Origin of the sequence: Eudoraea chungangensis, assembly GCF_029360665.1 — a bacterium.
Classification (GTDB): domain Bacteria; phylum Bacteroidota; class Bacteroidia; order Flavobacteriales; family Flavobacteriaceae; genus Eudoraea; species Eudoraea chungangensis.
In genome coordinates this window covers 162,963-177,721 of record NZ_JARDUB010000002.1, presented here as the reverse complement: position 1 = coordinate 177,721, position 14,759 = coordinate 162,963, and the positions used below count along the sequence as shown (strand labels likewise).

Below are 14,759 nucleotides of genomic sequence, written 5' to 3'. Positions count from 1 at the left end.
CTAACTATCAATAATTTTCATTTTTTTAAGTAAAAATGAAGCATTCATATTGGTACATATGCCCTCCTGGAACCTGTAGTCAAAAAATAACTCATTCTCTCTGGTCTTGGCATCAAAATAATAATTCTTCACCATAGCGTTTTTATGAGCCAGCTCACACAAACTTATATCGTGGGTTGCAGTAATGCCTCCTACTTCGGAGTTTACTAACTTTTCAATAAACTTCTCTGAACCAACGGCCTTGTCTTTACTGTTGGTCCCCTTCAGAATTTCATCAAGAATCACAAAATAACTGTCTTCTTTAATTACTTCTGTAATATACTTTAACCGTTTTAGCTCCGCGTAAAAATACGATTCATTGGAAGCTAGTGAATCTACTGTACGCATGCTGGTAATAAGCTTAATAGGCCTGTAGTCGGCGTATTCTGCACATACAGGCAAGCCAACATTAGACATTACAATAAACAAGGAGATTGTCCGTAAAAAAGTACTTTTTCCTGCCATATTTGCACCGGTTATAATATAGAATTGACCGAGCTGAATATTAAAATTGTTTACTACGCTCATCTCCGGGTCTAGCATTGGATGTCCAAGATTATTTGCCTTAATTATGGTATCTTCCGCTATTAATCTAGGGTAGATATATTGGGGATGGTTGAAGGCAAAATTCCCTAAACTATTATAGGCGTCAAAATACACCAAGGTTTCTAACCACGACATTAAATCTGCGCTATTGTTTGCTATCCAGGATTCTATGTTAAAAGCCTGTCTTAGATCCCATAAGAAAAACCCATTTAAAACCACCCCAACTAATATATTATTTCTTTGATCCAGTGCATCCAGATATCTGTAAAATTGCCGTAGAACTTGTGAAGAATTGTTATTCTTATCCAGTAAACTAAGTCGCTTCTCCTTCAAGATAGCAGATGTAAATTCTCTCTCTTCAATCAGAGCCAGAAGTTTCTGATACTGTTGCAAGGAATTCTGAATTCCCGTACATGCCTGCGAAAGCCTGTTTATTCTTAAAACATATTTCCCTGTAATCCCCAGTCCAGTAAAAAACCAAAAAAGTAAAAGAACTCCCGGAACAATATTTATAAAGTAGAGAAGAATTAAAAGCATGGAAAACGAGGAGAATGCTATGGGGACAAATTGCATTACTTTAGGTACAACAGGAGTATAACCTTCTATCCACTTCTTAAGATTGGCCATGGACATTTCTTGTTTAATAAGTCTGGCAATTGCCATAAAATCTTGTCTCCACTCGGGCAAGGCACTCAATTCCTTAATAATTTCCTGTTTATCTAAAATGTCCTCGGGATTATTCGAATTTAAAATTCCTGCCAATACAGACTGTCCTTCTGATAAAACAGATCTATTTAAATACTGATAGAAAGAACCTCCACCAAACAAATCTATATCCGAACTGTAGAAATGCTCTGGGTTAATAAAATCTAATCCTTCGTTCAAGTCCCTAAACTGACGATCTAAGACATCTAATTCTGTTTTATTTATGCTGACTAGCGCTTGTGTCTTGTTTTTTTTATAAGAAAGCTTTTTATGCCTTAGAAGTAGCCATACAAAACAACTAATACCAGCAATAAACACGAACAAAAAAGGGTACATCGCGCCATAAAAAAAATAAGCTCCACCTATGGTAACAACAAAAGTAAGCAGTCTTAAAATGCTGGAAATCTGCAGGCTTTTTCTGAGGGTCTTTAGATCCGATTTAAAACAGGCAATACGCCGTTTATAGAAATCCCGGGGATTGGATGTCATATTAGAATTTTAAAATCTTATTCATAAGGCAAAAGACTAGGATAATAAAGCCAATTTGGCTTTGTCTTTTTTTGTAAGCTTACTAACTACCAAATTATAGGAATGCAGTACCAATTCTTCCATTAATTCTCTAGGAAGGGCCTCAAGGCGTATTGTATTCCAATGTAACTTACTCATATGGTAACCAGGTGTAATAATATCTGAATATTTATCCCTGAGCGATATCGATTTTTCCGGGTCACATTTTAAGTTAACCGTATGGGGAATTCTTTCTAAGGGTACCAAAGCAAACATTTTGCCCATTACTTTAAAGACTAAGGTATCTTTGTCGAATGGAAAGTCTTCCGTAGTTCCCTTTAGGCCCAGGCATAGAATTCTAATCTCTTCAACATTCATTTGTAAAAAGAATTCTTTTCTTAAAGCTTGATTCCCTGAGAATCGTATACGATTACTTTGTTCCAAAGTTCACTTGCTTCCTCTATAAAGACCAAATGGGGCTTTTCTTCCTGGTATTTCTCTTGAGCCTTTGCAGATTTAAAACTTACAATCAAAGCGTATGTAAAAGAGTCGTCTACAACATCTCTGGTAGCCTTCGGCGCTTTTCCTATGTAAAGTGTTTTGGCGTATTTTGATTTCTTTAAAAATTTCTTTAATGCCTTTTCAAAAATCTTCTGATCATCTTCACTATCCGGATTTTTTAACCAGAAATATACATTGTGGACGAAGGCAGGATCTAAATCTTTCATATGTTTATCGGTTTGACTAAATGCACTACAAGTAAGGAGTAAAAAAACTAAGCTAAAAAAAGTTGTCTTCATAATATGGTGTTTTATAGTATTTATCTAATTCTTAATATAATTCTCGGCCTGTTCCTTTAGCTCTAATGCAGAATAATCTAGTTTCCAGCCAATGGTTTCTACTATTTTTTCGATTATTAAAACTGCTTCCAGGGCCTCTCTTTTAGCCGTTTCCATTAAACCACTTTCCGGAATCTTTTCCCTGACATGCTTAATGGCCTCCTGATTTAAATTAGTTAAATCTTTAGGCGTAAAGGCATTAAAAAACCCATTTTGAATATCATAGAATTCCAACTCAGGTTGTATTGAAAGCACCTCTGGCTGGGGGAAGTTAGTAAGAATAATCTTCTTATTATCTGTGTCGGCATGCATTTGCACCTTCTTTAAATTAAAACCTATTTGTGCCTTAGCATTAATTACAATAAGTGCCTTTTTTTTACTAACCAAAATACTTAAAAACCGCTCTTTGGTATTTTCATACTTATATATCTCTGCAAAATCTCCTTCTACCGTAATTAATTTACAAACACTTCTTATTTCTTGTAATAATACGGTAGACTGATGTTGCGTTAATTCCTTGGAACGTTTTACTCTAAAAAAAGAGAATATCCAGTACATCATTATAGCACCAAGAATAAGTCCCAAAAAAAGTTCTAATATACTATCCATTTAACCACTAATACTTCATGCGGTAATTCCGCACTTCTACTATTTAAATCCACTTTTTTCCAAAGTCGATAAAAGCGAAAATAAACTAATTCTATGAGCCTTCATAATAGAACCTTACCATAGTTGAAGAGTTTAGTTTTAAAGAAGCCTAAGTTATATTAATCTCCTTCTCCCTTAAAGAAAACAAGACAGGTCTGCTAGGGCTGGCATCATTCTCTATAGGTGCTACTTGAAGGTTTAACAAATAACTACCGTCCAAAATAGTATTTCTGACAAAAACAAACTCTGTAATTGTAGCTTGTTTACGAATATTCGTATGTAGCCCCCAGAAAGCCTTATGGGCCAAGAGCGCGCCCTTATCCTTTTCCTTGTCTACAGAAGGAAGGTCTATTAACAAATGTTCTACCCCTATTTCGTTCAAAAATAATGCGGATTCTTCGAGCAGATATGCAGGATTGGTATTGGAATAATTTTGAAATAGCTTCTCTTTTAAATTCGGTAAAGTCCTAATAACCAGAGCAGATGGTCTTTTATCTTTTAAGGCGTATTCTAATTGCCTCTTCGATATTACGAAATCGTCCTTATACTTTTCAGGAGCAATGGTAATCAATTCTGCCAAAAAGAAAAATTGCTTTAGTTCCTTATTTATGGAATACACTTCTTTTGTAATATGACCCACGCATTCTGTATGGGTTATGTGCGAATGTGGATTGAAATTTATATTATTGAAATTTACCGACGCACCTTCCGAAACCTTCCCCACAAAACCATCTTTTTCATAAGGCTCAATTTTAGGAAGTTCCGCATCCCAGGCTATAACATTAGAAGAATCTCCACGCAGAGAAATGGAGATATCTAAGCCATTTTTCAGGTCAACCTTATAATCTTTATTATTAAATCTGTATACAACAGTCATAGAATTCTTAGCCTTGCTTCTATATAATAAAATAACTCTGAGCCACTTCTTCTCAACTCAATTTAATCATAAAAAGATCACTTGCAATGCCATCCGATAAAAACTTTCCCTCTTTAGAAACTTTAAGAGTCTCACCCTCCTGAATTAATAAACCTTGTTTAATCCGATCTGAAGCCTGTAATATTGTAAACTCGGCATATTTATCACCAAAGCGATTGGCTATTTCTGTTAGAGAAATGCCCCACATAGTCCGTAAAGAGGTCATTATATACTCATTATAGCGATCTGTTTTAGTCAAGGTTTCTTTTTCATAAGGCAATTTATCTTTCTGAAGGGCTTTAATGTATTTTACATTATTTCGGACATTCCATTTGCGTGATAATCCATCATATGAATGTGCAGAAGGTCCAATTCCCAGATAGCTCTTGCCTGTCCAATAAGCAGTATTATTTTTAGAAAAAAAATCTTTCTTTCCAAAATTTGAAACTTCGTAATGCAGGAAACCATTTTTTTCCAAAAGGTCTATAAGAACAAAAAATTGCGCGGCTGCCTTTTCTTCATCTACGTCTGGCATAAGTCCTTTCTGTATAAAGGATTTTAAGGCCGTTCTTGGTTCAACCGTCAGGGCATAGGCAGAAATATGCGGCACCTTAAAAGCCAGTGCCTGTTCAATATTTGCTCTCCATTGGGCATCGCTGGCATTCGGTATTCCATATATTAAATCGATCGAAATATTTTCGAAATACGCTTGCGCTTCTTTTACAGAGCGTCTGGCCTCTCTTGAATTATGTGCCCTATTCATCAGTTTTAGATCTGTATCAAAAAAAGACTGAATTCCAATACTTAATCTATTAATAGGTGAAGCGGCTAATTCTTTTAATTTTTCTAAAGAAAGATCATCTGGGTTTGCCTCTAAGGTTATCTCAGGATTCCTATTTACTACATACGATTTATGAATAGAGTTAATAAGCCGTGCTATTTCCTGAGAACTCAAAAGGGAAGGCGTTCCTCCTCCAAAATAGATAGTATCAATTATGCCATTGCCTAATTCCTTCTTCCGTAGCAACAATTCATTTTCCAATGACCAAAGAAGAGTGTCTTTATTTTTTAGGGAAGTTGAAAAGTGAAAGTCACAATAGTAACAGGCTTGCTTACAAAATGGGATATGAATATAAATGCCTGCCACTATATTTCTTGCTTAGGAATAGTTATGTTTAAAAAGGTCAACAAAACTTAAAACCGCACTACTTTTTTACCTTGGTTTCGTTACTTTTTACGTAGGCGGCCCAGCTTGAATAGCTCTTCGTAGTTTCCATTTTGCCTTCATTATAAAAATGGCAGACCGCTGCCGCCAAGCCATCTGTGCTATCCAAATTTTTCGGGAGAGTTTTTAAATTCAATATACTTTGTAGCATCCTTGCCACTTGTTCCTTACTGGCATTCCCATTCCCTGTAATGGCCATTTTAATTTTCTTTGGCATATATTCTGTAATGGGTACCTGCCTGCTTAACCCAGCGGCCATTGCAACCCCCTGGGCCCTCCCCAATTTCAGCATCGACTGAACATTCTTTCCATAAAAAGGCGCTTCAATAGCAATTTCATCAGGGTGGTAGGTATCTATTAACTCTATGGTTCTATCAAATATCAACTTCAGTTTTGTAAAAGGGTCATCGTACTTCTTCAGCATTAACTCATTCATTTGAACAAATTTCATCTTTTTGTTGGTCACCTGTATAATACCAAATCCCATTATGGTAGTTCCCGGATCTATCCCTAAAATTATCTTTTCCCTTCCCAATGTCTTCATACTAGTTAGATTGAAACTTTATTGGAATTCTGCATTTTGCATCTACAGGCATTCCTCTCTTTAAAGCCGGCTCTAGTTTAGGCAAATTTTTTAAACTCCTACTTATAATGCCATCAAATTCTGGAATTTGATCTTGAATGAGACCACTTTTTTCTATGTGCATTACCGTAATCGAACCTTGCTTGTCAATAATAAAGTCTACATATACGGGTTCTTCAATCTCCTTATTTAAAACAAACTCAAATTCCAAAAGGGTATTAGAAAAATGCAGCAGTAAAGTATTTTGAAAACATTCCTTTTGACTCAACTTATCGGCCATTTCATCACAATTCTCAAACAAGGGGTATTGATCTACGTCATTCCAATTAATTGATTGTAATTCTTTTTCTGCTAACTGCACAGTTCTCTTCTCACTGGGAGTGAAAAACTCACACGAAACTAACAGAAATATCATACCAATTGCACTTGTCCTTTGCATCAATAGAGTGTTCTAGGTCGAAATTACGATTTTTTTTATGCATGGCAATTGCTACGAATTTGTTTCCCCTTAAAGTGAACCTATGTCTTAAAACAAAACTATCTTCGTATTTGCAAAGAAGTAATACTATGGACATACTCTTGGTAGTTTTGGGACTTTTTCTAATGTTGGCAGGTATTGCTGGAAGTTTTCTCCCGGTTATTCCCGGACCGCCATTAAGTTGGATTGGACTTTTACTTTTAAGCTTTACATCTGCTGTTCCATTAAATTGGTGGTTTCTGGGAAGCACCCTTGGAATTGCCTTAGGTGTAGTAGGCCTAGACTATGTAATCCCTGCCATGGGTACCAAAAAATTTGGAGGGACAAGGGCAGGCGTAACTGGTTCTATTATTGGTTTATTAGTAGCTTTTATCTTTCCTGTCTTAGGAATCTTTGGCATTATTGTCTGGCCTTTTGCAGGTGCCATGGTAGGAGAATTAATAAACAAAGCCGACAAAAAAACAGCCGCCAAAGCGGCCTTTGGATCCTTTATTGGATTTCTCACGGGTACATTTTTAAAATTTATGATAGCCATTGTTTTCCTTGGATTATATCTGTCCAAGGTCTGGGAATACAAAAATTCTCTATTTCCTTTCCTATAGTAACTAAAAGCTATAACCAGACGGTCTTTTCCTCGATAGATCCTCTCTCAATTGCCGGAATAGGGGAACTATATTTTCCCACATAAAAGAAGCCCAAGCACTTTTCTCCTTTATTTAAATCAAAAAACTCATCCATATAAGATATTAGCCTTGGAGAACTCCAATAAGCACCTAATCCCATTTCAACACAGCAAAGCCACATATTCTGCACGGCCATTGCCGTTGCGGCTATCTCTTCCCATTCCGGTAATTGTTCCTTCTCATCTCTTTGCATGCAGATGGCTATAATTGCTCCCGCTTTGGTGGGGTTTTCTTTCAATTTATTTATCTTAAACTGTTTGGGTTTCTCTACAACTTCTACATATTTTGCCGCCAAGAAAGCCCCTAATTTCTCTAAGGATTTTCCTCTTAAAACTTTAAAGCGCCAAGGTTCGGTTCGCTTATGGGTGGGTGCCCAGTTGGCCGCCTCTAATAATATTTCTAACTCCTCTTTTGAAATTTTTTCAGAACTGTAACTGTCCGGAAAAACAGATCTTCTTTCTCTTATAAGGTCTATTACCATTGTTTTTTTTGACAAAGGTAGTATTTAAGAGATTTCCTATTTCAATTAATAATAAAATTAAAGTAGTATACTTCGCCGAGAATTATAAAACATTATGAATACATTTATGGTACAAACTCTTCTAAAATGAAAACTGAGATTAAACAATTCCAATATGGGGATGAGGAATTAACAGGTCAAAAAGCCTTAAAAATCGCGAGGGGCACAATGCGGGGAGTATTGTCTTTAGAAGCAAGGAATAGAGTTCGGGCAAGTGAAAAAATAGTGCAAACCATTGTTGCCAAAGAAGAACCTGTTTATGGTATAAACACAGGTTTTGGCCCTCTTTGTACCACACATATTTCTAAAGAAGAAACAAGGGTCCTCCAAATTAATATTTTGAAAAGTCATAGCGTAGGTGTTGGGGAACCAATAAGCATCGAAATTTCAAAGTTAATGCTCATCTTAAAACTGCACTCTTTAGCCAAAGGATATTCCGGTATTTCAGAAAAAACACTAGACCGTATTTTGTGGCATATAGACAATGATATTATCCCTGTAGTGCCCTCTCAGGGATCGGTTGGGGCATCAGGAGACTTGGCTCCTTTATCACATTTATTTTTACCCTTAATCAATTTAGGTAAACTACATAGCAATGGCACTATCATTACTTCCGAAGAGTATTTTGCTAAAACCAATCTAAAGGCCTTAAAACTTGGTCCTAAAGAGGGGCTTGCTTTAATAAATGGCACACAATTTATCGCAGCACATGCTATAATGGTTTTAGAAAAAATGTACAATTGTCTTTCCCATGCCGATCTAATCGGGGCGATGATGATTGAAGGCTTGCAAGGTTCCATCAAACCATTTTACCAAGAATTACACCAATTAAGACCATTTAAAGGAAATATTCATGTAGCAGAAAGAGTAAAATCACTCCTAAGCGAGTCTGAAATAATGGAAAACCATATAGACTGCGAACGTGTGCAAGACCCATACTCCCTGCGATGTATTCCACAGGTACATGGTGCCTCAAGAAATGCCTGGTTGCATCTAAAAGAGCTTGTTCTAACCGAATTGAATTCGGTTACAGACAACCCAGTGATACTTAATGAAAATCTAACTATTAGCGGGGGAAACTTTCATGGCCAACCTCTGGCCATGGCCTTGGATTATGCTTGTGTTGCTGCTTCTGAGTTAGGTAATATTTCCGACCGGAGAATATATTTAGCCCTAGAGGGTAATAGTCCTGGCGTTCCAAAATTGTTAATGAAAGACACAGGAATTAATTCTGGCTATATGATATTGCAATATACTACGGCTGCACTTGCCAGCGAGAATAAAAGTCTTTGTTTTCCTGCAAGCGCAGATAGTATCCCTACTTCAATGGGACAGGAAGATCATGTAAGTATGGGGTCTATTTCCGGAAGAAAAGCCCTTAGAGTTATTGATAATCTAGAAAAAATATTGGCCATTGAACTTCTTACAGCGACTCAGGCCTTTGAATACAGAAAACCTCTAAAATCGGGTGTAATATTAGACGAAGTGCATAATGCGGTTAGAAAAAGTGTTGCTTTTGCAGATAAAGACAGAGTTTTTGCTGAGGATATTGAGAAAGGCATAGCCATGTTAAAGAACAAAACCATTTTAAAAACGGTAGAAAGGGTTTGTACACAAGAAGGATTAAGTTTGGAAACTTCCTTCAGTAATTTATTTGAAACATACTAGCTATGGAACAGACTACTTTATTTGGCCCTATTTGTCAGGTAGCAACTATGGATGGTATTCCTCTCAAAGGATCCATTCCAGATGATAAACTACCTAAAATACATCGTGCTGGAATTCTCATTAAAGATGGACTAATTGAAGAAATAGGGGTATATGCTGAAATGCACAAGAGAATTACTGCGAATACCAAAACTATAGCTTTACAAGAAGACTTTGTTTGTCTTCCAGGATTCGTCGATGCGCATACGCACATTTGTTTTGCAGGCTCCCGAGCCGAAGACTACGCCAAAAGAAATGCCGGCAAGACCTATTTAGAGATCGCAGAAGAAGGTGGCGGAATATGGGATACCGTTACACAAACCCGGAATGCTTCGAAAACAGCACTAATAGAAGGAATAATAGAAAGAGCAAAAAAACATTTATCCAATGGAGTAACCACGATTGAAATAAAAAGTGGCTACGGTCTCAGTGTGAAAGAAGAATTAAAAATGCTCGAGGCTATTAAAGAGGCCGATGAACAATTTCCAGTAGACTTTATATCCACCTGTTTGGCTGCACATATAACTCCCAAAGATTTTAAGGGATCTCCAGAGGCTTATCTCAAAATAATTAGTGAAGAATTATTGCCCTTAATAAGGGAGCGTAATCTTAGTAACAGGGTAGATGCCTTTATAGAAAAAGGAGCATTTAACGAAACACAAATAATTCCCTATTTAGAAAAAGCCAAAGAGCTGGGGTTTCTGTTAACCATTCATGCAGACCAGTTTTCTACTGGAGGAAGCAAGCTCGCGGTAGAGTTTAATGCTTTAAGCGCAGACCATTTAGAAGTTAGCACAGACAAGGAAATAGACCTGCTGGCTCAAAGTAATGTAATTTCCGTAGCTCTACCGGGAGCATCTCTGGGCCTTGGGTGTGGTTTTACCCCCGCCAGAAAGATTTTAGATGCGGGAGGAGCTTTAGCTATTGCCAGTGACCATAATCCCGGTTCTGCACCCATGGGCGATCTTTTAAGTGAGGCCGCCATACTTGGATCCATGGAAAAACTATCGAATGCCGAAGTTTTGTCGGCTATAACATTCAGGGCTGCGGCTGCATTAAACTTAAGGGATAGAGGCGTACTTAAAAAAGGCTTCCTGGCAGACCTTTCTTTTTTCCCGACTTCTAATTTAAATGAAATATTTTACCATCAAGGTGGTCTTAAACCAAAAATGATTGTGAAAAATGGTAAAGTTATTTATGAGCAGAACTAGTTAAATAATTATGAAAAAAGAAGTGTTAATAAATTCATTCAAGAAAAGTATTCTTCAGGGAATACCAGCTGAACTTCCACCTAAAGTTGAAAGGTCAGATAAAACAAGTCATGCCCCAAAAAGAAAAGACATTCTAACCAAGGAAGAAAAATACTTAGCACTGAATAATGCCCTGCGTTATTTTCCTCGGAAATGGCATGCTGAATTGGCTATAGAATTTGCCCAGGAGTTAGAACTATATGGAAGGATTTATATGTATAGATTTAAACCTTCCTATGCCATTTATGCAAGACCACTTACAGCGTATCCGCATCAAATTAAAGAAGCGGCAGCCATTATGCTAATGATTCAAAATAATCTGGATCCTGCTGTAGCACAGCATCCAGAGGAACTTATAACCTACGGAGGCAATGGGGCCGTTTTTCAGAATTGGGCGCAATATCTTCTAACTATGAAGTATTTAGCAAAGATAACGAGCCAACAGACCCTTCATATATACTCTGGACATCCCTTAGGCCTTTTTCCATCTCCTACAGAGGGACCAAGAGTTGTAATTACCAATGGTATGATGATTCCTAATTATTCTAAACCGGATGATTGGGAGCGTTTTAATGCTTTGGGGGTTACACAATACGGGCAAATGACGGCTGGGTCCTATATGTATATTGGCCCTCAAGGAATAGTTCATGGGACAGCGATTACCATAATGAATGCCTTTCGAAAGGTTTTATCAAAAAATGAAAGTCCAAAGGGAAAACTTTTTTTAACAGCAGGTTTAGGAGGAATGAGCGGGGCGCAGCCTAAAGCCGGAAATATTGCAGAGTGTATTACGGTTTGTGCAGAAGTTAACCACAAGGCCGCACATAAGAGACATTCGCAAGGCTGGGTAGACGAACTATATGAGTCTATAGATTCTTTGGTGGGGCGAACTAAAAAGGCTGTAAAAAATAAAGAAGTATTATCCTTGGCATATATTGGAAATGTCGTTGAAGTCTGGGAAAGGTTTTACGAAGAAAACCTGTTTGTTCATTTGGGGTCGGACCAAACTTCTTTACACAATCCATGGGCAGGAGGGTATTACCCTATGGGATTAGACTATGAAGAAGCAAACGATTTAATGGTAAGTAATCCTGAACTTTTTAAAAGTAAAGTGCAAGCTTCTCTTCGAAGGCAAGTTGCCATAATTAACAAACACGTTGCCAAGGGAACCTATTTCTTTGACTATGGGAATGCCTTTTTACTTGAAGCATCAAGAGCCGGAGCTGATATTATGCTTACCGAAACTACCTTTAAATATCCATCTTATGTCCAGGATATATTAGGTCCAATGTGTTTCGACTACGGTTTTGGACCTTTTAGATGGGTGTGTACTTCAGGAGATTCTAAAGACCTTGATAATTCTGATGCCATCGCCTTAGCAGTTATGGAGGAATTATATAAAAACTCTCCGTCTGAAATAAGACAGCAAATGTCCGACAATATTAAATGGATCAGGGATGCGAAAGCCAATAAGTTAGTCGTTGGTTCCCAGGCAAGGATTTTATATGCCGACGCTCAGGGCCGAATTGCCATAGCAAACGCCTTTAATAAAGCCATTAAAAAAGGAACTATTACTGCACCAATTGTTCTAGGAAGAGATCATCACGATGTTAGCGGCACAGATTCACCTTACAGAGAAACAAGTAATATTTACGACGGGAGTCAGTTTACCGCAGATATGGCTATTCACAATGTTATTGGTGATAGCTTTAGAGGCGCTAGTTGGGTATCTATTCACAATGGTGGTGGTGTTGGATGGGGCGAGGTAATCAATGGTGGTTTTGGACTAGTCTTGGATGGTTCAGCGGAGGCCGGGAAGCGACTTAAGAGTATGCTCTTTTATGACGTAAATAATGGTATTGCAAGGCGCAGCTGGGCAAGGAATAAAGAAGCATTATTCGCTATAAAGAATGAAATGAAACGAACACCTAATTTAGAAGTTACCCTACCAAATTTAGTGGAAGGCAGCGTTTTAAAAAACATATTTAACTAGAATGAAAATCTACAAACCTTTAAAATCAGGGATTTGGAGTGGCCGAGAAGCATCAGGCAATTTATATTTCTACCAAAAGGTACAGCTCACGAATCTCGAAGAAAAAGAAGAGTGGGTAAAAAATAGTCCCGTATATGTACTGCTTGGTTATGCATCCGACGAAGGAGTAAGAAGGAACAAGGGACGAGTGGGCGCACAATATGGTCCCATTGAAATTAGAAAGCAATTGGGAAAGCTTCCGCACCATCTACATCCTTCCATTGGGATTTATGATGCTGGAGATATTTTATGTTATCAGACAGAATTAGAGAAAACTCAGGCCGCCTTAGAAGAAAAGATTACTGCCATTTTAAAACAAGGGGCGGTGCCAGTTGTATTAGGCGGAAGCCACGATTTGTCTTATGGCCATTTCAAGGGAATTCGAAAATTCACTGGCAATGATAAAACAATTGGTATAATAAATTTTGATGCGCATTTTGATTTGCGAAAGAACACACGTGGAAACAATAGTGGGACCCCATTCTATCAAATAGCGGAAGAGAGTAAAAAAGACAATACTACCTTTAAGTACTTATGCCTTGGAATTCGTGAAAATTCAAACGATGCTGAACTATATGAAACCGCCCAGGAAAATGAAGTGGTTTTTATAGAGAACGAACGCTTTAATCTTTGGCATAAAGACTATATTATTGAGGAAATTGAAGAATTCCTCAACAGCGTAGACTTTGTTTATTTGACTATCGATCTTGATGGTTTCTCCTCGGCCTATGCCCCAGGAGTAAGTTCTCCTTCTCCCATGGGATTTTCTACAGAAATAGTATTGGAATGTTTGAAGACAATAATTAAATCAAAAAAGCTAATTAGTTTAGATGTTGTAGAACTAAATCCCTTATTCGATGTAGACCAAAGTACCGCTAAATTAGCAGCGAGTCTAATTTATTTTTGCATCCATAAACTTGCGCTACTCTAGCCAAGATTTATAGTATTTCCCATCATCAATAGCAAGGGCGTCTTTAGTTAACTTTAAAGGCTTGAAGGTATCTACCATAACTGCCAATTCCTCTGTTTTGCTTTTCCCTATACTGGCCTCATAAGTGCCTGGATGCGGTCCGTGTGGAATACCGGCAGGGTGCAACGAAATATATCCCTGGTCTATATTCTTTCTACTCATAAAGTCGCCATCAACATAATACAGTACCTCATCAGAATCTATATTGGAATGATTATACGGAGCGGGAATAGCTTCAGGATGGTAGTCATATAATCTTGGACAAAAAGAGCAAACAACAAAAGCACTAGTTTCAAAGGTTTGGTGCACGGGAGGTGGCTGATGTACCCTCCCAGTGATAGGTTCAAAATCATGAATAGAAAAAGCATAGGGATAATTATAGCCGTCCCATCCTACAACATCAAAGGGATGCGAAGCATAAATCAGTTCATGTAATTGGCCTTGCTTTTTTACTTTAATAGTAAATTCTCCAATTTGGTCTATTGGATTTAAGTTTTCCGGTGGTCTAAAGTCACGTTCACAGAACGGAGAATGTTCCAAGTGCTGTCCAAACCAATTTCTATAGCGTTTAGGGGTATAAATGGGATGGTAAGACTCTGTAATAAAAAGCCGGTTATTCTCAGAATTAAATTGGAGCTGATAAATCATCCCCCTTGGTATTAGCACATAATCCCCTTCCCCAAAATTAATATCCCCCAACATGGTTTTTGCGATGCCGGATCCTTTATGAATGAAAAGCAGTTCGTCTGCATCGGCATTTTTATAAAAATAAGTAGTCATTGAAGTCTTTGGGGCTGCCAAAGCAATATTCACGTCCGAGTTAAACAGAACAATAATCCTACTGTCTAAATAGTCCTCTGCCGGAGGAACTTCAAAACCTTTCAACAATCTAGATTTGATGTTGTACTCTACAGCTGTTTTTGGAGATACGTCCTTACTCTCACCTACCTCCTTTACCATGGTAGGTCTCTGTAAATGATACATTAGGGAAGACATCCCGTCAAAACCAATGGTTCCAAAAAGTTGCTCGTAGTGTAAGCCTCCGTCCGCCTTCTTAAAAATGGTATGTCGCTTGTGCGGAATATTCCCCAGTTTATGATATAGTGGCATA

15 protein-coding genes are annotated in these 14,759 nt (G+C 37.6%); 5 read left to right on the top strand and 10 right to left on the bottom strand.

The window, feature by feature from the left end:
• From PXG98_RS05405 to PXG98_RS05370, 8 genes are all read right to left on the bottom strand, one after another.
• Nucleotides 1-1,779, bottom strand: a complete 1,779-nt coding sequence (locus tag PXG98_RS05405; protein WP_276389408.1) for a MutS-related protein — start codon at nucleotides 1,777-1,779, stop codon at nucleotides 1-3.
• A gap of 36 nt (nucleotides 1,780-1,815) precedes the next feature.
• On the bottom strand, nucleotides 1,816-2,175 hold the full coding sequence (locus PXG98_RS05400) for an MmcQ/YjbR family DNA-binding protein (protein WP_276389406.1): 360 nt from the start codon (nucleotides 2,173-2,175) through the stop codon (nucleotides 1,816-1,818).
• Between the two features lie 20 nt (nucleotides 2,176-2,195).
• Nucleotides 2,196-2,597, bottom strand: coding sequence for a Dabb family protein (locus tag PXG98_RS05395; RefSeq protein WP_276389404.1), 402 nt, complete (start codon nucleotides 2,595-2,597; stop codon nucleotides 2,196-2,198).
• A 24-nt stretch (nucleotides 2,598-2,621) separates the two neighbouring features.
• Nucleotides 2,622-3,245, bottom strand: coding sequence for a DUF4230 domain-containing protein (locus PXG98_RS05390; protein WP_276389403.1), 624 nt, complete (start codon nucleotides 3,243-3,245; stop codon nucleotides 2,622-2,624).
• A 148-nt stretch (nucleotides 3,246-3,393) separates the two neighbouring features.
• Nucleotides 3,394-4,161 carry a cyclase family protein gene (locus tag PXG98_RS05385; protein WP_276389401.1) on the bottom strand — a complete coding sequence of 256 codons (768 nt, stop codon included), beginning with the start codon at nucleotides 4,159-4,161 and terminating at the stop codon, nucleotides 3,394-3,396.
• Between the two features lie 52 nt (nucleotides 4,162-4,213).
• Complete coding sequence (gene hemW / locus PXG98_RS05380) at nucleotides 4,214-5,347, bottom strand: radical SAM family heme chaperone HemW (protein WP_276389400.1); 1,134 nt, start codon at nucleotides 5,345-5,347, stop codon at nucleotides 4,214-4,216.
• Between the two features lie 58 nt (nucleotides 5,348-5,405).
• Nucleotides 5,406-5,960, bottom strand: a complete 555-nt coding sequence (gene ruvC / locus PXG98_RS05375; protein ID WP_276389828.1) for a crossover junction endodeoxyribonuclease RuvC — start codon at nucleotides 5,958-5,960, stop codon at nucleotides 5,406-5,408.
• A 10-nt stretch (nucleotides 5,961-5,970) separates the two neighbouring features.
• Nucleotides 5,971-6,447, bottom strand: a complete 477-nt coding sequence (locus PXG98_RS05370) for an energy transducer TonB (RefSeq protein ID WP_276389399.1) — start codon at nucleotides 6,445-6,447, stop codon at nucleotides 5,971-5,973.
• Between the two features lie 128 nt (nucleotides 6,448-6,575).
• Between PXG98_RS05370 and PXG98_RS05365 the strand changes: the two genes are divergently transcribed.
• Entirely contained in the window at nucleotides 6,576-7,088 is a 513-nt protein-coding gene (locus PXG98_RS05365; protein WP_276389397.1) for a DUF456 domain-containing protein, read from the top strand.
• Nucleotides 7,089-7,098: 10 nt separating this feature from the next.
• Here the strand turns inward: PXG98_RS05365 and PXG98_RS05360 are convergent, their stop codons facing one another.
• A complete protein-coding gene (locus tag PXG98_RS05360) occupies nucleotides 7,099-7,665 on the bottom strand; it encodes a nitroreductase family protein (RefSeq protein WP_338150224.1) in 567 nt (188 codons plus the stop codon).
• Between the two features lie 111 nt (nucleotides 7,666-7,776).
• Here PXG98_RS05360 and hutH point away from each other — a divergent pair, with 111 nt between their 5' ends.
• From hutH to hutG, 4 genes are read left to right on the top strand one after another with little or no spacing between them, the layout of a single operon-like run.
• Nucleotides 7,777-9,357, top strand: coding sequence for a histidine ammonia-lyase (hutH, locus tag PXG98_RS05355; protein ID WP_276389396.1), 1,581 nt, complete (start codon nucleotides 7,777-7,779; stop codon nucleotides 9,355-9,357).
• Between the two features lie 2 nt (nucleotides 9,358-9,359).
• The gene (gene hutI / locus PXG98_RS05350; protein WP_276389395.1) at nucleotides 9,360-10,607 is read left to right on the top strand and encodes an imidazolonepropionase; all 1,248 of its coding nucleotides are present in this window, start codon (nucleotides 9,360-9,362) and stop codon (nucleotides 10,605-10,607) included.
• A 10-nt stretch (nucleotides 10,608-10,617) separates the two neighbouring features.
• Nucleotides 10,618-12,639: a urocanate hydratase gene (locus tag PXG98_RS05345; RefSeq protein ID WP_276389394.1), complete on the top strand. Its 2,022-nt coding sequence runs from the start codon at nucleotides 10,618-10,620 to the stop codon at nucleotides 12,637-12,639.
• 1 nt (nucleotide 12,640) lies between these two features.
• Entirely contained in the window at nucleotides 12,641-13,609 is a 969-nt protein-coding gene (gene hutG / locus PXG98_RS05340) for a formimidoylglutamase (RefSeq protein WP_276389393.1), read from the top strand.
• Here hutG and PXG98_RS05335 read toward each other — a convergent pair.
• A complete protein-coding gene (locus tag PXG98_RS05335) occupies nucleotides 13,601-14,758 on the bottom strand; it encodes a homogentisate 1,2-dioxygenase (RefSeq protein WP_276389391.1) in 1,158 nt (385 codons plus the stop codon). The genes hutG and PXG98_RS05335 overlap by 9 nt on opposite strands.
• Nucleotide 14,759: the final 1 nt, after the last annotated feature.